Raw genomic sequence first — 22,430 nt, forward strand, 5'->3', positions numbered from 1 at the left:
CGCTACGCGGGGCGCGCCGTCAGGGCACCGGAGTGCCCGGGGCGCACACGTGGGACACGGAGGCCGTGCGAAAGGAAGGAAGGACCCTCACTCGGAGGGAACAGGTCAGCGGCGTCCCGGCGGGCAGGCGCTGAGCTCACCGTGGGAGTTGGTGCCCCACGAGGTGGAGTAGCCGTTGGTGCCCAGGGGGCGGGGGTTGCGGACCACGATCGGGTACCGCTCGGCGAAGCGTCGGCGACCGCGGGGCGTGTACGCCGCGCGCGCGTGGGACGCGCCGTCGGGCCGTCCGCCGAAGGGGCGGCCGACGGGGAGGCCGGGCACCGGAAGCGGAGATCGTGCCATGGGCGCGCCTCCCCTTCTTCAGCGGTGTTCACCGGTCCTTCACCACGGTACCAAAGCCCGGCACGGGTGGGGAAGGAGGGCGGGCCCCGGGTCCCGGGCCGGAGGGGACCGGCCGCCGCCCGGGAGGGGGCGGCCCCCGGGCGGGTCAGCCGACGATCGGCCGCTCCTGGGGGAACTCGTACAGCCGCCCGTGCCGGCGCAGCGCCAGCGCCGACGCCAGGGTGATGGGGCCGATGCGGCCCGCGAACATGAGGAAGACCAGCACCGCCTGTCCGGCCGGGGGCAGGTCGGCGGTGATACCCGTGGACAGCCCCACCGTCCCGAACGCCGACGTCGCCTCGAACAGGAGCCGGTCCAGGGTGAACGGGCTCACCGTCATCAGCACCAGGGTCGCCCCCAGCACCAGTCCCAGCGCCAGCATCGCCACCGTGGTCGCCTGGGAGGCGGTGCCCTCGCTCAGCCGCCGGCCCGCCGCGTGGACCGTCGGCTCACCGCGCACGTTCGCGTAGGCCACCAGGATCAGCACGGCGAACGTGGTCACCTTGATCCCGCCCGCGGTTCCGGCGCTCCCTCCCCCGACGAACATCAGCATGTCGGTGACCAGCAGGGTCTGGGTCTGCATCGCGCCGAAGTCCAGGCTGTTGAAACCGGCGGTGCGCGGCATCACCGACTGGAAGAACGCCGTGAGCGCCTTCTCCCCCACGCCCAGCGGTCCCATGGTCGCCGGGTTGGTCCACTCCAGCGCCAGGAAGGCGGCGAAGCCGATCACCAGCAGGGCCGCCGTCATCCCCAGGGTGAACTTGGCGTGCAGCGTCCAGTGGCGTCTCTCCCCGCTCCGCCGGGTGAAGCGCCACAGCTCCACCCACACCGGGAAGCCGAGGCCTCCGGCGATCACCCCTAGGGCGACGGGCACGGTGATCCACGGGTCGGTGGCGTAGCCCATGAGGCTGTCGGAGTACAGCGAGAACCCGGCGTTGTTGAACGCGGAGACCGAGTGGAACACCCCCGTGTGCAGCGCCGCGGTGAAGGACAGGTCGTAGGCGGCCCACCAGCGCAGGGTGAGCAGGACCGCGAGGGCGCCCTCGAACACGAGGGTCACCCACAGCACGCCCAGCACCAGCCGGCGCACCTCGCCCAGGGACAGGGTCTTGGTCTCGGCCCCGGCGGTGACCGCCATGCGCAGGCCCACGCGCCGGCTCACCACCAGGGACAGCACGGTGGCCAGGGCCATGACCCCGAACCCGCCCACCTGGATCAGCACGAGGATCACGGCCTCGCCGAAGGGCGACCAGTGGTCGGCGGTGTCGACGACCACCAGCCCGGTCACGCTGGCCGCGGAGGTCGCCGTGAAGAGCGACGTCAGGAAGGGGGTGGCGTGCCCGTGGTCGGCCGCGGGCAGGGACAGCAGCACGGTGCCGACCAGGATGAGCGCGGCGAAGGCCGCCACCGTCACCAGCGGGGGCCGCCTCCACAGGCCGGAGCCGGGCCGGAGCCGGGCGGGCAGCGGTAGGAGCGGGCGGGCCGTCGGACGGGCGGGCCGGTCCGGGTACGGGCGCGGAGCCCTCACCGTGCCCCCTCGCCGCCGTCGGCCAGGAAGCGGTACCCCAGCCCGGGATCGGTGAGGAAGTAGCGCGGGCGCGGCGGATCGGGTTCCAGGCGCTGGCGGATCTTGGTCATGAACACGCGCAGGTAGTTGGTCTCCCGCTCGTACTCGGGCCCCCAGACCTCGTGCAGCAGCTCCCGCTGGGTCACCAGGCGCCCGCGGTTGCGCACCAGCACCTCGACGATGTGCCACTGGTGCGGCGTCAGCCGCACCGGTCCGCCGTCGCGGGTGACCTGCTTGGCGGCCAGGTCCACGGTGAAGTGCGCGGTGGCCACCACCGCCTCCGGCTCGGCGGCCGCGGCGGTGCGGCGCATGGCGGCCCGCACCCGTGCGAACAGCTCGTCCATGCCGAACGGCTTGACCACGTAGTCGTCGGCCCCCAGGTCCAGGGCCCGGACCTTCATCTGCTCGGTGTCCCGCCCGGACAGGACCACGACGGGGACCTGCGTCCAGCCGCGCAGCCCGCGCAGGACGTCCAGCCCGCTCATCCCGGGCAGGCCCAGGTCGAGCAGGACGAGTCCGGGGTGGTGGTGCGCGATGAGCTTGAGCGCGTGCTCGCCGCTGTCGGAGAGGTAGGCGGTGTATCCGCGGGCGCGCAGGTTCAGCTCCAGGGTCTTGCGCAGGCGGGGGTCGTCGTCGACGACGAGCACCGCGGGCGGTACGTCGTTCCCGTCCCTCATGGTCGGTCCGTTCTCGTGTGTCCGGTGCGGTGGGAGTGCGTCCCACCGCACCGATGGTAGGAAAGGGGCGGCCGGTCCCGTCCCGGGCGGCCGCCGGGTGCCGGGCCGGGCCGGGCGGCCCCGCCGGGCGCTCCGCCGCTGCGGGCGCGCCGGAACGACTGTGGGGCCGGGGCCGGGGGCGGAGCCGGGGGGATGACGCTCCGTTAGCGCGGAGGCCGCCGGATTTAGCGGACAATTAGCGGCGTACAGCATCAGAGCCCCCCTCGGCCGGTGAGAATGAACCCGGAGGAGGCGGTGCGGTGACGCGTGGCGAGTTGCGGGTGTACCTGGGCGCGGCCCCCGGGGTCGGCAAGACCTACCGGATGCTGGACGAGGCCCACCGGCGCCGGGACCGGGGCGCGGACGTCGTCATCGGGTTCGTGGAGTGCCACGGCCGGGTCCTGACCGAGGCCATGGTCGACGACCTGGAGACCGTTCCCCGCCGCCGGGTCCCCCACCGGGGCACCGTCCTCGAGGAGATGGACCTGGAGGCCGTTCTCCGGCGCCGTCCCCAGGTCGTGCTCGTCGACGAGCTCGCCCACACCAACGTCCCGGGCAGCGGCAACGCAGCGCGCTGGCAGGACATCGAGGTCCTGCTGGAGGCCGGCATCACGGTGCTGTCCACCCTCAACATCCAGCACCTGGAATCGCTCAGCGACGTCGTCGAGCAGATCACCGGCATCCGCCGGCGCGAGACCGTCCCGGACTCCTGGGTGCGCGGCGCCGACCAGATCGAGCTCGTCGACATGACCCCCGAGGCGCTGCGCCGCCGCCTGGCGCACGGCAACGTCTACGCCCCGGAGAAGATCGACGCCTCCCTGGGCGGCTACTTCCGGGTGGGCAACCTGTCGGCGCTGCGCGAACTGGCGCTGCTGTGGCTGGCCGGACGGGTGGACGCCGAGTTGGAGCGGTACCGCTCCGAGCACGGGGTGACCGACATCTGGGAGGCCCGTGAGCGGGTGGTGGTGGCCCTCACCGGCGGCCCCGAGGGGGAGGCGCTGATCAGGCGGGCCGCCCGGATCGCCCAGCGCGGCAGGGGCGCCGACCTGATGGCCGTGCACGTGGCCCGCAGGGACGGCCTCACCGGGGCCGACCCGGCGCTGCTGGCCCGCCAGCGCCTCCTGGTGGAGAGCCTGGGCGGCACCTACCACCAGGTCCTGGGCGAGGACGTGCCCCGCGCCCTCATCGCCTTCGCCCGCGGGGTCAACGCCACCCAGCTCGTCCTGGGAGCCGGCGGCCGGGGGCGGATCGCCCGCATGCTCTCACCGGGGGTCGGGGCCGCCACCACCGCCCTGTCCGGGGCGATCGACGTCCACCTGGTCACCCACGAGCACGCGGGGCCGCGCACGCGCGGGCACGCGGTGAGCCCGGTCTCGCGGCGCAGGCGCCTGGCCGCGTGCGCCCTGGCGCTGATGGCCCTGCTGTCCGTCGGCTTCGGCCTGGGGTTCAGCACCGACGAGGCCAACCTCGCCAGCGGCGTGGTCCTGGTCTTCGCCACGGTCACCGTGGTGGCCCTGGTCGGCGGGCTGTGGCCCGCGCTGCTGGCGTCGGTGTGCGGTTCCGCCCTGCTCAACCTCCTGTACACCGAGCCCTACTACACGCTGACGGTCGCCCATCCGCAGAGCCTGCTGGCCCTGGCGGGGTTCGTGGTCGTGGCGGTGGCGGTGAGCCTGGTGGTGGACCAGGCGGCCCGCCGCACCCGGGAGGCGGCGCAGGCCGGGGCCGAGGCCCAGATCCTGGCCACGGTGGCCGGGAACGTGCTGCGCGGATCGCGCCCGCTGGAGGCGCTCATGGAGAGGCTCCTGGAGACCTTCTCCTTCACCTCGGTCGCCCTGCTGGAGCGGCGCGCGGAGGCGGTGGGCGGCCCGGAGCACCGGCGCGACCCCCACGACTGGACGGTGGTCGCGTCCGCGGCCCGGGAGGGCGGGAGGTCCTGCCGGGCCCCGGCCGAAGGGGACATCGACGTGCCCGTGGACGACCGGCTCACCCTGGTGCTGCGGGGCCGCAGGCCCGAGGCGGGCGACCGCCGCGTCATCGAGGCGTTCGCGGCGCAGGCCGCCGTCGCCCTGCGCCAGGAGCGGCTGGCCCGGGAGGCCGCCGCGGCCAGGCCGCTGGCCGAGGCGGACCGGATGCGCACGGCCCTGCTGTCGGCGGTCAGCCACGACCTGCGCGCCCCGCTGGCCTCGGCCAAGGCGTCCGTCACCAGCCTGCGCAGCCGGGAGGTGAGCTTCAGCGAGGAGGACCGGGACGGCCTGCTGGCGATGGCCGACGAGTCCCTGGACCGCCTCACCCGGCTCGTGACCGACCTGCTGGACATGAGCCGCCTCCAGGCGGGGGTGCTGGGGGCGAGCCCGCAGCCGCTCTCCCTGCGCGGATCGGTGCTCACCGCGCTGGAGCAGCTGGGCGGGCACGCGGAGGGGGTCCGGGTGGCGGTGCCGGAGGGGCTGCCCGACGTACGGGCCGACCCCGGGCTGCTGGACCGGATCCTGGCCAACGTCATCGGCAACGCGCTGCGGTTCAGCCCCGACGGGCGGCCGCCCGCGGTGTCGGCCGCCTGGAACGGCGACACCGTGGAGGTGCTGGTCGTCGACCACGGGCCGGGCATCCCGGAGGAGGACCGCGAGCGGATGTTCGTGCCCTTCCAGCGGTTGGGGGACACCGACAACGAGTCGGGGCTGGGGCTGGGGCTGGCGCTCTCCCAGGGGTTCGCCGAGGCGATGGGCTGGTCGCTGTGCCCCGACTCCACACCCGGGGGCGGGCTGACCATGCGCCTGGTGCTGCGCACCGCGGCACAGGACGGCCCGCCCGCCGGGTGAGCGGCGCCGGTCAGCCGACGCCCTCGCGTTCCAGGACCTCCTCCATGATCCGCACCGTCTCCGCGGCCCCGTCCTCGGCGCGGACCAGCTCGCCCAGCTCGGCGGCGCGCGCGACGATCTCCGGGCCGTTGAGCGCCCGGTCCAGGGCGCCCGCCAGGGCGTCCTCGGTCAGGCGGCGGCCGTTCAGCGGGGCGGGGGCGGCCCCGGCGGCGTGGACGCGCTCGGCCCAGAAGGGCTGGTCGCCCCAGAAGGGGCAGGCGACCTGGGGGCGGCCCGAGGCGAGCGCGGCGCCGGTCGTCCCGGCCCCGGCGTGGTGGACCAGGGCCGAGCAGCGCGGGAAGAGCAGGCCGTGCGGGACCTGGTCGACGACCATGACGTCCTCGCCGTCGACGGCGGTGACGCCGCCGCGGCCGGAGGCGACGACCGCCCGGGCCCCCGCCCGCCGGACGGCCGCGGCGACCAGCCGCCCGGTGGCGGCCGGGTCCGCGGTGGGCAGGCTGCTGAACCCGATGAACACCGGCGGCTCCCCCGCGGCCAGGAACTCCTCCAGGCGGTCGGGCAGAGTCTCTCCCCCGTCCCCGGGGACGAACCAGAAGCCGGTGGTGCGCACCTGCGGGGGGTACCCGGCGTCGGCGGGCACCAGGTGGCGGCTGAAGGCGTGGACCACGGTGGCGGGGGCCCCGTCGGGGCGCCGCAGCGGGTCGTGTGCGCCGGGCCGGGACGCCAGTCCCAGGTTCCGGCGCAGGTCGTCGGCGACCTTGCGCTGGCCGCGCAGGGCCATCTCCGCCAGCCGGAAGCTCGACCGGTTGAAGCGGGCGGGCACCCACCCCGGCCAGGGCACGCCGGGGGCGGGGAAGGCGCCGGTGGGGACCCAGGAGGGTTGCAGCGCCACGGGGACGGCGGGCACGCCCAGGCGTTCGGCGATGTGCCCGCCCGGCATGCCGGGGATGTGGACGACGATGTCGGCGTCCGTGTCGGCGGCGGCGGCCATGTCGGTGTAGACCCGGCGCATGCGCGGGGTGATCTCCCGCAGCAGGGTGACGGTGTGCACGGCTCCGCGCAGCCCGCGCAGGCCGGTCTCGCGGATACCCGCCATGCCGGGGTCGTCCATGAGGGCGTTGGGGCCGTCGTCGACGGGGTGGTAGGCCACCCCGTGCCCGCGGGCGAGCGGGGCGTAGGACTCGGGTCCGGCGACCGTGGCGGTGTGCCCGGCGGCGGAGAGCGCCAGGGCCAGGGCCAGGAACGGCTGGACGTCGCCTCGGGTGCCGTGGGTGAGCAGGAGGGCGTGCACGTTCATTCCTTCCGTGCGGCGAGGCCGCGTGCGATGACGTCGATGAGCAGGTCGATGGTCTGGTCGTAGGCGGAGGGGTCGGCCAGCCGGTCGGCGTTCAGGGGCACGAGCATGACGACCTGGAGGACCCCCACCACGGCCGCGGGGGAGGCGGGGACCAGGTCGCCCCGTTCCAGCGCCGCGGCGACGAAGGCGGCCAGCCCGTTGGCCGGGTTGTCGGGGAAGGCGATCAGCCGTGCGGCGTCGGCCCGGCGCAGGACCGCGTCCATCTCCTCGGGGTGGGTCATCAGCCGCCGGTACAGGGGGTCGGTGTCCAGGACCTCCAGGGCGGCGCGCAGGAAGCGGCGCAGGGCCTCCTCGGTGTCGCCGGCGGAGGCCAGGGCCTCGTCGATGACGCGCTTCTTGACGTCGGCCATCCGGCCCAGCATCAGCTCCAGGTAGAGGTCCTCCTTGGAGCGGAAGAACACGTAGAAGCTGCTCTTGGCGATTCCGGCGGGGGCGACCAGGTCCTCCAGCGAGGTCTTGCGCAGGCCGCGCGCGGTGAACAGGTCGGCCCCCGCCTCCATCAGCAGGCCGGTGATGCGGCTCTTCTCCTGCTCGGTGAACGCCGGTGGCATGTGTGTCCTCTCCTCCAGGGTGGTGCGCCCCGTCACGGGGCGGCCGTCTCGGACCGCCCCTCCCGGGTGCGTCCGTCCGCGCGCCCGCCCGTCAGGGACAGGGGCAGGCCGCGGCGGCGGGCGACCAGGACGACGACGGCGGTCATGATCACCATGCCCGATCCCAGGGGCAGCAGGGTGGCCAGGCCGTCGGTGCCGGAGTTGGCGACGGTCCAGGCGATCTTGGCGGCCAGGCCGCCGTTGATGACGACCAGCCCCCAGCCCAGGGAGCGGTACCAGAACGCCGCGCACAGGGAGCCGAGCAGCAGGGGGATCATCGCCAGGCTGACCCAGGTGACCCAGGTGGGGTCGGCGAACAGCCGCTCCTCCATCTCCAGGACACCGGCCATGGCGGGGTCTACGGTCTCCGGTTCCGGGAACCAGAAGAAGCTCGACAGCAGGGCGGCGATGGTGACGGCCAGGGCCACCGGCCGGCGGGTCCAGCAGAAGTACGCCATGGGCAGGAAGAAGAGCGGCCGGATGTACCAGCTCAGCGGGTTGAGGTGGCGCGGCCAGGCCCAGGCGAGGAAGTCGGTGACGAGGTCCACGGGGGGTTCTTCCCTTCGGTCGATCGGCTGTTGAAAACATAGAAACAGTTTGGATATTTGTTTTCAAGCCGTCTTGGCGACCTCTTAGCGCTACATGTTCGTGTAGTCGACTACACGAACATGTAGCATCGGGTCATGGAAACGGAACGACCCGTCGAAGACCTCACCGGCCGGGCGCGCATCCGCGACGCCGCGCTGGAGGTCTTCGCCGCACGCGGGACCAAGGGCGCCACCGTGCAGCTCATCGCCGCCGCCGCGGGAGTCTCCACCGGACTCATCCGCCACCACTTCGGTTCCAAGGAGGGACTGCGCGAGGCCTGCGACGAATACGCCATCGGCACCCTGCTGGAGCAGGCCCGCCGCGCGCTGGAGGAGGACACCGCCGCCCCGGGGTTCACGGACTCGATGCACCGTGCGAGCGGTTCGAGCACGCGGTACCTGGCCCGCGCCCTGGTGGAGGGCTCCCCCGCGGCCGCCGAGCTCTTCGACGCCGGCGCCGAACTGGCCGAGCGGTTCCTGAGCGAACAGGACCCCGAGCGCTACCCGCCCGGTGCCGGGACGACCCGCGACACCGCCGCCGTCATGGGGGCGATGCAGTTGTCCACCCTCACCCTGCACACCCACCTGCACCGCCGGATGGGCGTCGACCCGCTCGATCCCGCCCACACCCCGCGGCTCGCCGCCGCCATGGTCGGGGTCTACACGGCCACGGTCGCGTTCCTGTCCGGCGAGCGGGGCCGACCGATCTCCGACGCCCTCACCACCCCCCGAGAGGAAGAGGAATGACGACCACCGAGGCGGTCCGCGTCAGCGGTCTCGTCAAGCGCTTCGGCCGCACCACCGCCCTGGACGGCCTCGACCTGGCCGTGCGCACCGGCGAGGTCCACGGCCTGCTCGGCCCCAACGGGGCCGGCAAGAGCACCGCCCTGCGCGTCCTGCTCGGACTGACCCGCGCCGACGCGGGCACCGCCGAACTGCTCGGCGGCGACCCCTGGCACGACGCGGCCGACCTGCACCGCCGCCTGGCCTACGTCCCCGGCGACGTCGCCCTGTGGCCCGGCCTGACCGGCGGCGAGACCCTGGACCTGCTCGGCCGCATGCGCGGCGGCACCGACGAGCGCAGGCTCGCCGAACTCGTGGACCGCTTCGCGCTGGACACCCGGGTCAGGGGCCGCGCCTACTCCAAGGGCAACCGGCAGAAGGTCGCCCTGGTGGCCGCGCTGGCCGCCGACACCGAACTCCTCGTGCTGGACGAGCCCACCTCCGGGCTGGACCCGCTCATGGAGGAGGTGTTCCGCCGCACCGTCGCCGAGGAGCGCGACCGGGGCCGCACCGTCCTGCTCTCCAGCCACATCCTGTCGGAGGTGGAGGCGCTCTGCGACCGGGTCTCGATCGTTCGCGCCGGACGCACCGTGGAGTCCGGCGCCCTGGACGAGCTGCGCCACCTGTCGCGCATCACCGTCACCGCCGTCCTCGCCTCGCCTCCCGCCGGGCTGGCGGAGCTGCCCGGCGTCCACGAGCCGCAGGTGGACGGGGACCGCGTCCGCCTGCACGTCGAACCCGGGGCGCTGACGGACCTGTGCGCCCGCCTGGCCGCGCTGGGGGTGCGCGACCTCACCGCGCGGCCGCCGTCCCTGGAGGAGTTGTTCCTGCGCCACTACGACGTCACCGCGGGAGGCGCGCGATGACGGGCACCGCCGTCCGCCCCCGCGGCGGACGCCTCCTGGGCGGCGGGCTCCTGGCCCGCGCGGTCCTGCGCCGGGACCGCGTCCTGGTCGCCGTGTGGTCGCTGTGCACGGTCGGCATCGTCCTGGGCGGCGTGGCCGCTGCCGGGACCACCTACCCGACCGCGGCCGACCGGGCGGAGCGCTGGGAGCAGCTCCGGCAGATCCCCATGTTCGTGCTGTTCCAGAGCCGGGCGTTCGCGGACACCGCCGAGGCGCTGGCCGCCCAGCAGGCGTTCGCGGCCGGGACCCTGTGCGCCGCGCTGGGAGCGGTGCTGGTGGTCGTGCGCGCCACCCGCGGGGAGGAGGGCTCCGGCAGGCGCGAGATGCTCGGCGGGCTCCCCCTGGGCCGGCACGCGGACCTGTCGGCCGCGCTGGCCGTGGCCCTGGGCACCGGGCTGCTGATCGGCGCCGTCATCGCCGCCGGCCTGGTCGCGGCCGGCGCGCCCGCCGCGGGGTCGGTGGCGCTGGGCGCGGTGACCGGTGCGGCCGTGTGGACGGGAGCGGGGCTGGCGGCCGTCGCCGTCCAGTTCACCACGCGCACCGGGACCGCGTTCGGGGCGGCCTTCGGGGCCTTCTACCTCCTGCACCTGGTGCGGGGGCTGGGGGCGATGGCCGGGGACACGGCCCTGTGGGTGACCTGGGCGGTGCCCAACGGATGGCTGGAGAACGTGCGCCCCTTCGCCGGGGAGCATTGGTGGGCCCTGCTCCCGGTGGCGGCATGGACCGCGGTGGCGGTGGCCGTGGCGTTCGCCCTGGCCGACCGCCGCGACCTGGGCTCGGGGCTGTTCCCGCCGCGCGGCGGCCCCGCCCGGGCGCCGCGCTCCCTGCGGTCGCCGTTCGCCCTGGCGCTGCGCGCGGAGCGGACCTCCCTGGCCCTGTGGGCGGGGGCGGTCGCTCTGACGGGCCTGGCGATGGGCGGCGTGGGCGCGGGCGCCATGGCGGAGTACGCCGACTCCCCGTGGGTGCGCGCGATGGCCGGCGCGATGAACGTGGCGCCCGAGGACGCCTTCTTCGTCTACGTCGTCTTCGTGTTCGTGTTCCCGATCGCCGCCCAGGCCGTGCTCTCCCTGCTGCGCGTACGCCGGGAGGAGGCGGCCGGGACCGGTGAGCTGCTGCTGTCGGCGCCGGTGGGGCGCGTGCGCTGGGCCCTGTCGCACCTGGCGGTGGCGTTCCTGGGCCCCGTGGTGCTGCTCGCGGCCCTGGGCGCCGCGGTCGGGGCGGGCTCGGTCCTGGGCGGCGGGGGCACGGCCGCCGGCGTCCTCCGGTTCACCGGCCTGACCCTGTCTCTGGTCCCGGCGGTCTGGGTGGTCGTCGCCATCGCCTTCCTCGCCTTCGGTGCGGTTCCGCGCCTGTGCGCCGCGGTGGGCTGGGCGGCGCTGGCCGTGGGGATCCTGGTGGAGATCGCGGTGAAGACCGGGGCGGTGCCCGAGGTCCTGTTCCTGCTCCTCTCCCCCTTCGCCCACGTCAACCCCTACTACCGGTCCTCGGAGGCGGCCCCGCTGCTGATGGCCGCCCTGGCCGTGGCGCTGTGCGCACTGGGGGCGTGGGCGCTGCGCCGCCGCGACGTGCCCGCCTGAGCGGCGGCGGGGCCGGGGCGCAACGGATCGGCTCGGCGCCGCCCGCCGCATCCGGGAGGGCGCCGCCGCGGGCGGAGCGCGCTCCCCGGAGGACACAGGCGGACCGGACACCAGGAAAACGACCATTCGGAAACCCCGCGCGGCGACACCGTGACCCTTGGTAGTTTTCCCTTGTCCGGCGGCCCCTGCGCCGATGGCCCCCAGAGAGACACGAGGAATCCCATGGGCACCGCCCGCGCGCAGATGGCGCACCACCTCCCCGACGCCTACACCGAACTGGTCCGCCTCGGCACGGTCCTGGACGGGGCCCTCGACGGCGGGCTGCACACCCTGGTCAAGCTCCGCACGTCCCTGGTCAACGGATGCGCGTTCTGCGTCGACCTGCACACCCGCGAGGCCCTGGAGGCTGGCGCCTCCCCGCAGCGCGTCGCCCTGGTGGCGGCCTGGCGCGAGGCGGGGGGACACTTCACCGAGGTGGAGCGCGCCGCCCTGGAGGTCGTGGACGCCCTCACCCGGCTCGACGGGCACGGCCTGCCGGACGACGTCTACGCCGCGGCCGCCGCGCACCTGTCGGAGCGGGAGATGGTCGCCCTCATCACCGCCGTCGGCCTCGCCAACCTCTACAACCGCCTGGGGATCGGCACCGGCATGACCCCGCCGGTGCGCTGACGGCGGGGAGCGCCGCACCGGACGGCGGCGCGCGGCCCCGGGGAGCCCGGACGCGAACGCCCGCCCGGGGCACCGGGCCCCGTCGGCCGGACGCCGGACGGGGCGGCCCCGCGGGGCCGCCCCGGCATGTCACAGGGGTTTGCGTCCCTGGACGGAGTAGACCGCGCAGGAGGAGGCGCGGAACCGGGGGTCGGCCAGCAGGTCCCGCACCCGGGCCAGGTCCCCGTCGGTCATCCCCTCCCGCACGAACGCGTCCCGCAGGTGGCGGGTGTGGTGGGAGATGAGGTGGACGCCGGGGGAACCCGCGTGCCACTGCTCCAGGTGCGGCAGCGGGTCCACCTCCACCAGCCCGGCCCGGTGCATCGCCTCGGCGGCGTTGCGCCCCCACGCCGGGTCGGCCCCGGCCCGGGCCATCAGCCTGGTCTTGGCCTCCAGGAACCGCTCGTACAGCTCGCGGGCCGCGGTGTCGGGCATGAGCAGGGACGGGCCGTAGGTGATGTCGAACTCGTCCAGCTGGAGGACTCCGCCCGGCTTGAGGGCGCGCACCAGCCGGTCCAGTACCCGGATGCGCTCGGGCAGGTGGAGCAGGACCAGCCGCGAGTGGACGAGGTCGAAGGCGGCCTCGGGCAGCGGGTCGCGGGTGATGTCGTGACGCAGCACCTCCAGGCCCGGGGCGGGGGCGATGTGGTCGGGTTTGACGTCGGTGGCGGTCACCGAGCCGCCCGGGGCGACCCGGGCTGCCAGCCAGTGGGCGACGCTGCCGCCGCCCGCGCCCACCTCCAGGCAGTGCCAGCCCGGCCCGACCCCGGTCGCGGCCAGTCTGGAGGTCGTCAGCGGGTCGTAGGCGGCGGCCAGGAAGCGGTGCTGGTCCCCGGCGTTCTCGTTGTGGTTGTCGAACACATAGCCGGGTTCGGCGGTGGCGGTCTCCGTCATCGCGGGCCTCCTGAAAGTACGGTCGGTCGGCCGCTGACCGCTTCGGCCGCCAGCCGGGTCAGGGTGGCGGTGCACACCTTCCCGGTGGGGCCCAGCGGCAGCGCGGGCAGGAACACCACGTGCTCGGGCAGGGCGCGCACGTCCACGCCGTGCCCGTCGCGCAGGTGGGAGATCAGCTCGCGGGCGGAGGGCGGCTCCACCCCGGGCAGCGGGCAGACGCAGGCGCAGACGCGCTCGCCCAGGTCGGGGTCGGGAACGGGCACGCACTGGGCCTCCGCCAGGGCGGGGTGGGCGGCCAGGGCGCGCTCCACCTCGGCGGGGAAGAGGGTGACGCCGCCGCGGATGACGGTGCGGCGCAGCCGGTCCACCACCCGCAGCGTTCCGTCGGCCCCGATCCGGCCCAGGTCCCCGGTGCGCACCCATCCGCCGGGGGCGCGCCCGCGCGCGTCGAGGCCGGGGTCCGCGACGTGGCACAGGGGGGTCATCGGCCCCCGGGCGACGATCTCCCCGGTCTCCCCCGGCGGCAGCGGCCGTCCCCGGGGGTCGTGGATCCGGATCTCGCAGACCGCCGGGTCGGGGCGTCCGGCCGTCCCGGGCTCCCAGGCGGCGGGGTCGCGCGCGGTGTGGCAGTTGACGCCGTCGGTGGACCCGTAGACGTTGACGACGGGGCGCCCGAAGCGGCGCTCGCACAGGTCGCGGACCTCGCGGTGCAGGGGTGCGCCGCTGGCCACCAGGGCCCGCAGCGAGGAGGTGTCGGCCTCCTGGTCGGACAGGGCGGCGCGCCGGAGCATGGTGGGGACGCCGGCCAGGTGGGTGGCCCGGTGCCGCTCCGCGAGGCGCAGCACCCGCGCCGGGTCGAACGGGCCCGGGACGATCAGTGCGGCGCCGAGCCGGATCAGGGCCACCAGGCCCAGGGAGCCGAAGGAGGAGGCCAGGGGGACCGGGATCAGCAGGCGGACCGGATCGTCTCCCAGGACCGCCCGGGCGTAGGCGCCCCGTCCCCCGGCCATGGCGTTGTGGCCGTAGGCGACCATGGCCGGTGCGCCCTCCGAGCCCGAGGAGACGAGGATGCGGGCGGGCGAGTCCGCGTCGGGGGCCGCCGGGTCGGGGACGCCCGCGTCGGCGAACGGGCCGTCCGGGTCCAGGGTCCCGGCCTCCAGGCGCAGTACGGGTGCGCCTTCGGCGTCGCCGCGGTCGGTGACCACGACGGCGGCCCGGGACCGGGTCAGCAGGGAGGAGACGTCGGCGCGGGAGCGGCCGTGCGGGACGGGCAGGGAGACGGCCCCCAGCGCCGCGGCGGCGAGTTCGACGGCGAGCGCGTCGCGGCCGTCGGGCAGCAGGATCCCGATGACGTCGCGCTCGCCGCACCCCCGGGCCCGCAGGAGTGCGGCGGCCCGGCCGGTCCGCGCGGCCAGTCCGGCGCGGTCCAGGCTCCCCCGCGCGTCCACGACCGCCTCGCGGTGCGGGGCCCGGCGCACCCGCTCCAGGAACAGGGTGTACAGGTCCCGTCCCGGGCACAGGCCGTCCCGGACCCAGCGGGCGCGCAGGGCCGCCGGGACGAGGTCGGCCAGCTCCAGTCCGGCCGAGGAGGTCCAGGTCATCGGGCGGCCTCCCGGTGGGCGGGGGTGAACGTCCACGGGGCGCGGGGCAGGGCGACCCCGTGGACCGTCGTGAAGGCCTCCGGGAAGGCCGCGGCGGCGGACGCCGGGTCCGCGGACCCGGGGGTGCCGGGACCCGGCCGGTGGGCGGAGCCCCGTCCGGCCGCGCGCAGCAGCCGGGCGGCGTCGACGAGCGCGGTGCGGGCGACCGCCCCGGTGCCCGCGCGGGCGCGCAGCAGCAGCCCGACCAGGGCGGCCTCCGCGGCGAGCAGCCCGCCGAGCACGTCGGTGAGGGTGATCAGGGACGGCGCGGGTTCGGCGCCGTCGGCCAGCAGGTGGGCGATCCCGCCGTGGGCCTGGACCGGGAAGTCGGTGGCGGGGGCCCCGGGGTGGGGTTCCTCCCCGGCCCACCCGTCGGCGTGGACGTGCACCAGGCCGGGCGCGCGGGCGGTGAGGTCCTTGGCGCCCAGGCCGAACCGCTCGGCCCGGCCGGGCGGCCAGTTGTGGAGGAACACGTGCCCGGTGGCGGCCATGTCGGCGGCGGCCCGGCGGCCGGCGGCGGTCCTGAGGTCGTGTTCGACCGCCCCCTTGCCCCGGTTGAGGGCGGTGAAGCGGGCCGAGAGCCCGCCCGCCAGGGGCGGGACACCGCGCATCGGGTCGCCGCCGGGCGGTTCGACGCGTACGGTGTCGGCGCCCAGCAGCGTGAGCAGCAGTCCGGCCAGCGGCCCCTGGACCCGGTTGGTGGCCTCCACCACCTGCAGCCCGGCCAGCGGCCCCTCCTGTCCGGGCGGCGGGGCCGGCAGGGCCGCCGCGGGCGCGGTGCCGCGCAGCCGCCAGTGCGAGCGCGGCCCCTGCTCCGCCACGTCCTGCGGCGGCCGCAGGGGGACCGCGCCCAGCCCGCACTCCCGGGCGGTGTCGCGGACGGAGGCGAACGGCAGCGCCTCCAGGGTCGCGGCCAGGGCGGCGGGCAGCGGGCACACCGCGGTGGCGAAGCGGCGCTGGAACGGGGCCCACCCGGCGGCGACCGCCTCCCTGGGCGCGCCCAGGGCGTCCCAGAAGCGCAGCCACGCCTCCGGGTCCAGGGTCTCCAGCTCGAAACGGACCCCGTCGGCGGAGCGGAACGGGGGCGGCTCCCCCGGACCGGGGGCGGGTGTGCGCCCCCCGTCGGCGGTGGCCGCGGCGGCGTAGGGGGCGACCGCGAGCAGTGCGGCTCCGGCCACCGACACCGACGCCCGCAGCGGGGGGCCGCCGCGCTCCAGGACCAGGGCGGCCGCCGCGACCGCCTGGGCGGCCAGCACTCCGGCGCACACCGACGCGTAGTCCACGGCCAGGAACCGGGGGCCGCCCCTGGCCCTTCCGTGCAGGTGGGCCAGGCCGCAGGCGGCCTGGACGTCGCGCTCGCCGGACAGGGCCGCGCCGGGGGCCGACCAGGCGAGGTCGCAGCCCGCGCCGCCGGTGCCCGCCAGGTCGATCCGGCCGGCACCGGGGGCTCCGCCGTCGGCGCGTTCGACCGTGCAGCCCATCGCCCGCAGCCGCGAGAGCGCGACGCGCAGCGCCGTGGTGTCGCCCGACCCCCGCACCGCGGTTCCGGCCAGCGGCAGGACCGCGGCCGCCGGCGGGGCGGCCGTCGCGCTCACGTCCACCGCCCCGTCCCCGCGTCGGTGCGGGGCAGGCCCAGGCGCTCGCGCAGCGCCGGCCGCCGGACCTTGCCGGTGCCGGTGCGCGGCAGGTCGTCCCAGCCCACGACCACCGGCTCGGCCATCTCCGGCAGGTCGGCGACCGCCTCCTTCCAGGCACCGGGGTCCAGCCCGCCGTCCTCCACGGCCACGACCGGGACGGGCGGCCCGCCGGGGACGCCCAGGACGACGCACTCCAGCACCTGGGGCAGGCGCTCGTCGACGACGTCCTCGATCTCCAGGCAGCCGCCCCGGGTGAGGGCGTCCACCTCGCGGTCCACCAGCCGGACCGCGCCGGTGCGGTCGATGGAGCCGAGGTCGCCGGTGTTCCACCAGGGGCCGATGAGCTTGTCGCGCCAGCGCCCCTCCTCGCCGACGTAGCCGGTGCACAGCGCGTCGGTGCGGCAGTAGAGGAGCCCGGTCTCCCCCGGCGGGAGGGGGCGCAGGGTGCGGGGGTCGACGGCGCGCAGGCGGGTGCGTCCCGGGACGGGGTGTCCCAGGTGGCGCGTGGTGGGGTCGACGCCCTGGCTGCGCGCCAGGGAGCGGCGGGTGAAGAACCGGAAGGTCAGCGGCCCGGTCTCGCTCTGCCCCCAGCCCTGCATCCACACGGGGGCGCGGCGCCCGCTGGCGTGGAGGAAGGCGCGGACGGTGGAGGGGTGGACGGCGTCGAAGGTACTGATGAACAGCCGCACCCGCGCGAACGCCCGTGCCTCCTCCTCCAGGTGCCGCTGCCAGAGGGCCAGGGTGGAGGGCTGGGCCTCCAGGGTGGTGGGCAGGTGCCGGTACAGCGCGGGCCCGGCCTCCTCCCAGTCCGGGGCGGTGATCACCGAGACGGCCGCGGGGAAGAGCCACAGCACGCTCGCCGTCCAGGCCAGGGCCCGGCCGTGGGCGAAGGAGATCGAGGAGGCGACGGTGTCGCCGCGGCGGCTGCCCAGGACCGGCCACCGGTGCGCCTCGAACCCGGCGAGCCTGCGCATGAGGGTGCAGGTGGTGTGCACGACCAGTTTGGGGGTGCCCGTGGTGCCGGAGGTGTGCATGACCGCCAGCGGTGCGTCCAGGTGCGGGCGGCGCGGCGGCGGCGCGGTGCCGCCGCGGACGTCGGCCGGGGACAGGACCCCGGGCACCGCACCGTCCACGACCAGGGTGCGGGAGGCCCGGCCGGAGAGGTCGCGGCCCGCCGCGCGGGCGGTGTGGAGCAGGTCGGCGTCGGTGACCAGCAGGGCCGGCCCCAGGCGGCGCAGCAGGGTGTCGAGGGTCTGGGGCGACAGGTGGGCCGACAGTGACGCGGGGACGGCGCCCAGGCGGGCCGCGGCGCAGGACAGCAGCACGTAGTCCCAGTGGTTGCGCTTGGCGATGGCGACCCGGTCGCCCGGGCGCACACCGGCCTCGGCGAACCATCCGGCGAACCGGCGGACCAGGTCGGCGGCGCCGGGGACGTCGAGTTCCAGGCCGGCCTCGGGGGCGGCGTCCAGCGGCCGGCTCAGCCGGATCGCGGTGGTGGAGCGGCGTGCGGCCAGGTCGTCGAAGAGGGTGCCCAGGTGGATGGGTTTGCTCGGTAGCATCATGCCTCGATCGGAAGGGGTTCGCGGGTGGCGGTGAGGAAGGCCGCCGTGCGCTCGGCGGCCGTGAACGCGGACGCCACCGCGCCCTCGCTGCACGGGCGCAGCGAGGTCCAGTCCCCGGCGTAGTCGACGGGCGCCGGAGGGCGGGCCGTGAAGGCGGGCCGGGCGGCCAGCGCCCGGGAGTCCGGCAGGGGCAGCCCGTGCGTGAAGCGGTGCACGACCGTCCCCCGCACGTGTGCGCCCAGCCCCGGCAGGATCCGCTCGGCCCGGGGCAGCAGGGCGTCGGCCACCTCCGCGTCGGGGGCGTCCAGCAGGGTGCCGGTCGCCTCCGGGCGGGTGATCAGGGAGATCAGCCCGCGGCCGCGGGGTGCCCGGCCGGGGTGCTTGGCGTGGTCGACGGTGACCACCCCCAGCACCGGGTCGCCGGGCACCAGGACGGCGAAGCCCCGGCGCGCCCCGCGCGGGGACAGCGGCGCGTCCAGCAGCACGGACAGCCGGAGCATGGGCGCGTACGCGCAGGCCGCCAGGTAGGCCCGCTCGGCCGGGGGCGCCCCGGGGTGGAGGCGGGCCGCGACGGGGGCGGGCACCGCCAGGACCGCGGCCCGGGCGGGCAGCGCGCCCCGGGGCGAGTCCACGCGCACGCCGTCCGGTCCGGGCGCCACCCCGGTGACGGGGTGGCCGGTGCGCACGTCGAGTCCCTCGGCCAGGGCCCGGGCGAGGGTGTCCATTCCGTCGCGGTAGGTGCGCCAGGTCGCGGTGCTGCCGGAGGAGGCGAGGTGGGCCGCGAAGGGCGCGGCGGCCGCCTCCCTCGGGGGCCAGCCGAAGAACCCGGCGGCCAGCGGGCCCAGCAGGCGCTCGCCCAGCTGCGGGTCGTAGGAGCCCAGCAGGTCGGCGACGGTCTTCTCCTCCGGCGCGGCACGCTCGGGGTGCTCGGGGTCCAGCCCGGCCCGGCCCAGCCGCAGTTGCAGGCGGACCAGGTCCAGCCGGGCGCGCGGGGACAGCCCCATGCCGGTGAGCAGCCCCAGGGGGCGGCCGGCGTGGCGGCGGGCCCGGCCGTTCCACCACACCGACAGGGCGTCGCGGACCGGGGGGACCGCCCCGGGGTCGGCGTCCAGCCCGGTGGCGCGGATGAGCCGCCAGGTGGCCGGATAGGCGTCGGCCGAGGGGATCATCTCCGCGCCGGTGTCGATGAGGTGGCCGCCGGTGCGCAGGGTGCGCATCCTTCCGCCCACGGCGTCGGCGGCCTCCAGCACCCGCACGGTGAGCCCGGCGCCGGCCAGCAGGTGCGCGGTGGCGAGTCCGGCCGGTCCCGCCCCCACCACGGCCACGTCGACCCGGGTCACCACAGCGTCTCCGGCAGGAGGGGGGCGGCCAGGTTGGCGGCGAGCAGGAGCACGACCGTGGCCCGGTGGGTGTGGATGGCCGTGCGGCGGGCGCGCAGGATGTCCCCGACGACGAACGCGGTGTGGAGCTGGTGGAGGCGCAGGGCGATGACCGGCAGCAGGGCGGCGGGGAACCACCAGGGGGCGATGCCGAGCAGGTGCGAGCCGGTGACGAGCAGGGTCTCCAGCGCGGTGACCCCGATGATGAACGCCGCGTTGGTGCGCCGGGAGACCGTCGCGGCGACGGTGATCCGCCCGGCGGAGCGGTCGCCGTCGGCGTCGTTGGTGTTGGAGTACAGGCCGAAGATCATCGGGCCGCCGCCGAAGATCAGCGCCTGGACGATGACGAACCCGTCGACGTGCCCGACGAGCAGCCCGTAGGGGACCAGGATCCAGCCGATGCCCAGCCCGGCCAGGAAGACCTCCTGGAAACCCCGGTAGCTGAGCTTGAGGCCCCAGGAGTACTGGACCGACGCGACCAGGCACACCGCGGCGCCGATGACGGCCCACAGCGGCCGGTGCGGGGCCAGCGCCACCACGGCCGTCCACAGGACGACGCTCGCGACGGTCGCCGCCCGGCCGAAGCGCAGCGCCTGCGCCTCGGTGAGGGTCCCGGCGACCAGGGGCTTGCGGGCCAGGCGGCGGCGGGCGGCGTCGGAGCCGTAGTTGGCGGCGTCGGAGCCGTCCCGGTATCCGGTGACGTCGTCGAAGGCGACCATGGCGGCCACCACGGCCACCTCGGCCAGGAGCACCAGCAGCAGGAACCCGAGGGTGTCGGCGCGCGGGCCGAGCAGGGGCAGGGTCATCGCGAACACCAGCGGCAGGCCGATGTAGTAGTCGACGATGTCGAGCTTGGCCAGCCGGGCGTAGGTGCCGACGGTGGGGCGCGGCGCCAGCGGGGCGGCCGGTGCGGGCGGTGCCGTCATGTGGTCGGTCATCGTTGTTTCCTCCCATGGGCGAACGCACGGACCGCGTCGACCACGTGCTCGACGCGGGCGTCGGTCAGGTGCGGGTACAGGGGCAGGGAGATGTTGCGGCCCGCGGCGGTGCGGGCCCGGGGCCAGTCCGCGCGGGCGGGGGCGCAGTGCGCGAAGGCCGGCTGCTCGGGCAGGATCCGCGGGTAGTAGACGTGGGTGTCCACCCCCGCGGCCGCCAGGTGGGCGCGCAGCCCGTCCCGGTCCTCGCACAGCAGGGTGTAGACGTAGGGGAAGCGGCCGTCGCCGCCCACCGGGGGCGCGGTGATCCCCGCCTCGGCGAGGTCCGCGAAGGCCGCGGAGTAGTGGTCGCAGATCGCGGTGCGGCGGGCGACGCGCTGCTCCAGGCCCGCCAGGCGGTGCAGCTGGAAGGAGGCCATCACCTCGTCGAAGCGGCTGTTGTGGCCGACGTGGTGGTGCAGGAACCGGTTGCGGCCGTCCTGGCCGTGGTTGCGCAGCATCCGCACCCGTCCGCCGAGTTCGGCGTCGTCGGTGAGGACGGCCCCGCCCTCCCCGGGCATCCCGAACACCTTGACCTGGACGAAGGAGTACACGCCGGCGTCCCCCCAGCACCCGGCGGGCCGGCCGCGGAGCACGCCGCCCTGGGCGAGCGCGGAGTCCTCGACCAGCCGCAGCCCGGCCCGGGCGGCCAGGTCGCGCAGGCGCGGCATGTCGGCCATGACGGAGAACATGTGCGCGGGCATCAGGACGCGGGTCCGGTCGGTGACCAGCTCCTCGGCGCGGGCCGGGTCCATGGTGAGGGTGACCGGGTCGATGTCGGCGAAGACCGGGACCGCGCCGCGCGCCAGGACGGTACTCGCCAGCGGGGCGCAGCCGAAGGCGGGGACGATCACCTCGTCGCCGGGGCCGACGCCCATGGCCGCCAGGACCAGGGTGAGCGCCGAGGTCCCGCTGGAGCAGGCGACGGCGTCGGCGGAGCCCAGGCGGGTCCGCAGCGCGTCCTCGAAGCGGGCGGTGCGCCGTCCCAGGATGAACTTCTGCTCGGGGTCGGTGCCGACCTCGTACAGCGCCTCCAGCAGGGCCTCGCGGTCGGCCTCGAACAGGTCGGGCGGGAAGAACGGGATGGCGGCGCGTTCGGCGGTCGCGGTCATCGGGACCCCCCGGAGCAGTGGCGCTCGATCTCGTCGCAGACCCGGTCGACGGCGTCCTCGGACAGGTCGGGGTACAGCGGCAGGGCCAGGGCCGAGCGGCACGCGGCCTCGGCCCGGGGCAGGTCGCCGGGCCGGTACCCCAGGTGGGAGAAGCAGGGCTGCAGGTGCAGGGGGCGCGGGTAGTAGACCTCGGTCCCGATGCCCGCGGCCGCCAGGCGGGCGGCGAGGCCGTCGCGGTCGTCCACCTCGATGAGGTGGACGTAGACCACCCGGTTCTCACCGGGCCGGACGGGGAGGTCCCCGGGGACCGAGCGCACCCCGGGCAGGCCGCGCAGCCGGTCGTCGTAGCGCCGCGACAGCGCGGCCCGGCGTTCGATGTCGGCGTCCAGGTGGGTGAGCCTGGTGAGGAGGACGGCGGCCTGAAGGTCGTCCATCTTGCTGTTGCAGCCGGTGACGACGGTCGGGTTGGAGATGCCGGGGAAGGCCGCCAGGGTGCGCCCGGAGCGGCCGTGGTGGCGCAGCATCCGGGCGGTCTCGGCGACGGTGTCGTCGTCGGTGAGCAGGGCCCCGGCGTCGCCGACCGCCCCCAGGGTCTTGGCGGGGAAGAAGGAGAGCACTCCCCCGGTGCCGAGCAGGCCGGCGTGCGTGCCGCCGGCGCGCATGCCGACGGCCTCGGCGCTGTCCTCCACCACCGTGAGGCCGCGGGCCCGGGCGAGGCGGTCCACGCCCTCCATGTCGGCGAGGCGGTCGAAGAGGTGGACGGGCATCACCATGCTCGTGCGGCCGGTGACGGCGGCCGCCGCCGAGTCGGGGTCGATGCCGTACCCGTGCTCCTCGATGTCGGCGAAGACGGGGACTCCCCCGGCGTGCACGACGGCGGTGGCGGTGGCGACGAAGGTGTAGGCGGGGACGATCACCTCGTCGCCGGGGCGCAGCCCGGCGGCGCGCAGCAGCAGGACCAGGGCGTCCGTACCGGAGTTGACGCCGACGGCGTGCCGGGCCCCGGTGTACCGCTCCAGTTCGCGCTCGAACGCGGCGACCGCCGACCCGTGCGAGAACTTTCCGTCGTCCAGGACCCGGACGCAGTTATCCCGGATCTGCGGCCAGGTTCTTCTGAACGTTTCCGACTGATCGAAAAAAGGTATGACGGAATTCCCCCCGCTCTTTTCTCTGAGAGCCGGGGAGGAGAGTGTCGACTTCATGTGCTCCGTTCCGTGGCGGGGCCCGGCCGCACCCGTGTGCGGC

General features: G+C 76.0%; 19 protein-coding genes. 5 read left to right on the top strand and 14 right to left on the bottom strand.

Features of this window, described 5'->3' with window-relative positions:
• Positions 1–105: 105 nt before the first annotated feature.
• From ACSUPR_RS04025 to ACSUPR_RS04035, 3 genes are all read right to left on the bottom strand, one after another.
• Complete coding sequence (locus ACSUPR_RS04025) at positions 106–342, bottom strand: hypothetical protein (protein ID WP_436889554.1); 237 nt, start codon at positions 340–342, stop codon at positions 106–108.
• A 145-nt stretch (positions 343–487) separates the two neighbouring features.
• Positions 488–1,789, bottom strand: a complete 1,302-nt coding sequence (locus ACSUPR_RS04030) for a TrkH family potassium uptake protein (protein WP_436891865.1) — start codon at positions 1,787–1,789, stop codon at positions 488–490.
• Positions 1,790–1,905: 116 nt separating this feature from the next.
• Positions 1,906–2,625: a response regulator gene (locus ACSUPR_RS04035; RefSeq protein WP_436889555.1), complete on the bottom strand. Its 720-nt coding sequence runs from the start codon at positions 2,623–2,625 to the stop codon at positions 1,906–1,908.
• A gap of 299 nt (positions 2,626–2,924) precedes the next feature.
• On the opposite strand from ACSUPR_RS04035, the gene ACSUPR_RS04040 reads away from it, so the two are divergent.
• Positions 2,925–5,480, top strand: a complete 2,556-nt coding sequence (locus tag ACSUPR_RS04040) for a DUF4118 domain-containing protein (RefSeq protein ID WP_436889556.1) — start codon at positions 2,925–2,927, stop codon at positions 5,478–5,480.
• Between the two features lie 10 nt (positions 5,481–5,490).
• Here ACSUPR_RS04040 and ACSUPR_RS04045 read toward each other — a convergent pair whose 3' ends face one another.
• The 3 genes from ACSUPR_RS04045 to ACSUPR_RS04055 are packed head-to-tail and all read right to left on the bottom strand — an operon-like array spanning position 5,491 to position 7,975.
• Complete coding sequence (locus ACSUPR_RS04045) at positions 5,491–6,777, bottom strand: glycosyltransferase (RefSeq protein ID WP_436889557.1); 1,287 nt, start codon at positions 6,775–6,777, stop codon at positions 5,491–5,493.
• The gene (locus ACSUPR_RS04050; RefSeq protein WP_436889558.1) at positions 6,774–7,388 is read right to left on the bottom strand and encodes a TetR/AcrR family transcriptional regulator; all 615 of its coding nucleotides are present in this window, start codon (positions 7,386–7,388) and stop codon (positions 6,774–6,776) included. Before ACSUPR_RS04050 ends, ACSUPR_RS04045 begins: the two co-directional genes overlap by 4 nt.
• A 32-nt stretch (positions 7,389–7,420) precedes the next feature.
• Positions 7,421–7,975 (bottom strand): hypothetical protein, encoded by a 555-nt coding sequence (locus ACSUPR_RS04055; protein ID WP_436889559.1) that lies wholly within the window; start codon positions 7,973–7,975, stop codon positions 7,421–7,423.
• 135 nt (positions 7,976–8,110) lie between these two features.
• Here ACSUPR_RS04055 and ACSUPR_RS04060 point away from each other — a divergent pair, with 135 nt between their 5' ends.
• The 4 genes from ACSUPR_RS04060 to ACSUPR_RS04075 all read left to right on the top strand — a co-directional run bounded on the left by ACSUPR_RS04060 (position 8,111) and on the right by ACSUPR_RS04075 (position 11,948).
• Positions 8,111–8,761 (top strand): TetR/AcrR family transcriptional regulator, encoded by a 651-nt coding sequence (locus tag ACSUPR_RS04060; RefSeq protein ID WP_436889560.1) that lies wholly within the window; start codon positions 8,111–8,113, stop codon positions 8,759–8,761.
• On the top strand, positions 8,758–9,663 hold the full coding sequence (locus ACSUPR_RS04065; RefSeq protein WP_436889561.1) for an ABC transporter ATP-binding protein: 906 nt from the start codon (positions 8,758–8,760) through the stop codon (positions 9,661–9,663). The genes ACSUPR_RS04060 and ACSUPR_RS04065 overlap by 4 nt, the downstream gene beginning before the upstream one ends.
• The gene (locus ACSUPR_RS04070; protein ID WP_436889562.1) at positions 9,660–11,279 is read left to right on the top strand and encodes an ABC transporter permease; all 1,620 of its coding nucleotides are present in this window, start codon (positions 9,660–9,662) and stop codon (positions 11,277–11,279) included. Before ACSUPR_RS04065 ends, ACSUPR_RS04070 begins: the two co-directional genes overlap by 4 nt.
• A gap of 222 nt (positions 11,280–11,501) precedes the next feature.
• Positions 11,502–11,948 carry a carboxymuconolactone decarboxylase family protein gene (locus ACSUPR_RS04075; protein ID WP_436889563.1) on the top strand — a complete coding sequence of 149 codons (447 nt, stop codon included), beginning with the start codon at positions 11,502–11,504 and terminating at the stop codon, positions 11,946–11,948.
• Between the two features lie 129 nt (positions 11,949–12,077).
• Here the strand turns inward: ACSUPR_RS04075 and ACSUPR_RS04080 are convergent, their stop codons facing one another.
• From ACSUPR_RS04080 to ACSUPR_RS04115, 8 genes are read right to left on the bottom strand one after another with little or no spacing between them, the layout of a single operon-like run.
• Positions 12,078–12,881, bottom strand: a complete 804-nt coding sequence (locus tag ACSUPR_RS04080) for a class I SAM-dependent methyltransferase (protein ID WP_436889564.1) — start codon at positions 12,879–12,881, stop codon at positions 12,078–12,080.
• The gene (locus ACSUPR_RS04085) at positions 12,878–14,482 is read right to left on the bottom strand and encodes a class I adenylate-forming enzyme family protein (protein ID WP_436889565.1); all 1,605 of its coding nucleotides are present in this window, start codon (positions 14,480–14,482) and stop codon (positions 12,878–12,880) included. The genes ACSUPR_RS04080 and ACSUPR_RS04085 overlap by 4 nt, the downstream gene beginning before the upstream one ends.
• The gene (locus tag ACSUPR_RS04090) at positions 14,479–16,116 is read right to left on the bottom strand and encodes a CoA transferase (protein ID WP_436889566.1); all 1,638 of its coding nucleotides are present in this window, start codon (positions 16,114–16,116) and stop codon (positions 14,479–14,481) included. Before ACSUPR_RS04090 ends, ACSUPR_RS04085 begins: the two co-directional genes overlap by 4 nt.
• Positions 16,113–17,720, bottom strand: coding sequence for an AMP-binding protein (locus ACSUPR_RS04095; RefSeq protein WP_436889567.1), 1,608 nt, complete (start codon positions 17,718–17,720; stop codon positions 16,113–16,115). Before ACSUPR_RS04095 ends, ACSUPR_RS04090 begins: the two co-directional genes overlap by 4 nt.
• Positions 17,717–19,060 (bottom strand): protoporphyrinogen/coproporphyrinogen oxidase, encoded by a 1,344-nt coding sequence (locus tag ACSUPR_RS04100; protein ID WP_436889568.1) that lies wholly within the window; start codon positions 19,058–19,060, stop codon positions 17,717–17,719. Before ACSUPR_RS04100 ends, ACSUPR_RS04095 begins: the two co-directional genes overlap by 4 nt.
• Positions 19,057–20,037, bottom strand: coding sequence for a UbiA family prenyltransferase (locus tag ACSUPR_RS04105; RefSeq protein ID WP_436889569.1), 981 nt, complete (start codon positions 20,035–20,037; stop codon positions 19,057–19,059). The genes ACSUPR_RS04100 and ACSUPR_RS04105 overlap by 4 nt, the downstream gene beginning before the upstream one ends.
• On the bottom strand, positions 20,034–21,185 hold the full coding sequence (locus ACSUPR_RS04110; RefSeq protein ID WP_436889570.1) for a DegT/DnrJ/EryC1/StrS family aminotransferase: 1,152 nt from the start codon (positions 21,183–21,185) through the stop codon (positions 20,034–20,036). Before ACSUPR_RS04110 ends, ACSUPR_RS04105 begins: the two co-directional genes overlap by 4 nt.
• The gene (locus ACSUPR_RS04115; RefSeq protein WP_436889571.1) at positions 21,182–22,387 is read right to left on the bottom strand and encodes a DegT/DnrJ/EryC1/StrS family aminotransferase; all 1,206 of its coding nucleotides are present in this window, start codon (positions 22,385–22,387) and stop codon (positions 21,182–21,184) included. The genes ACSUPR_RS04110 and ACSUPR_RS04115 overlap by 4 nt, the downstream gene beginning before the upstream one ends.
• Positions 22,388–22,430: the final 43 nt, after the last annotated feature.

Source organism: Nocardiopsis dassonvillei, from assembly GCF_964273065.1.
In the GTDB taxonomy this organism is placed as follows: Bacteria; Actinomycetota; Actinomycetes; order Streptosporangiales; family Streptosporangiaceae; genus Nocardiopsis; species Nocardiopsis dassonvillei_B.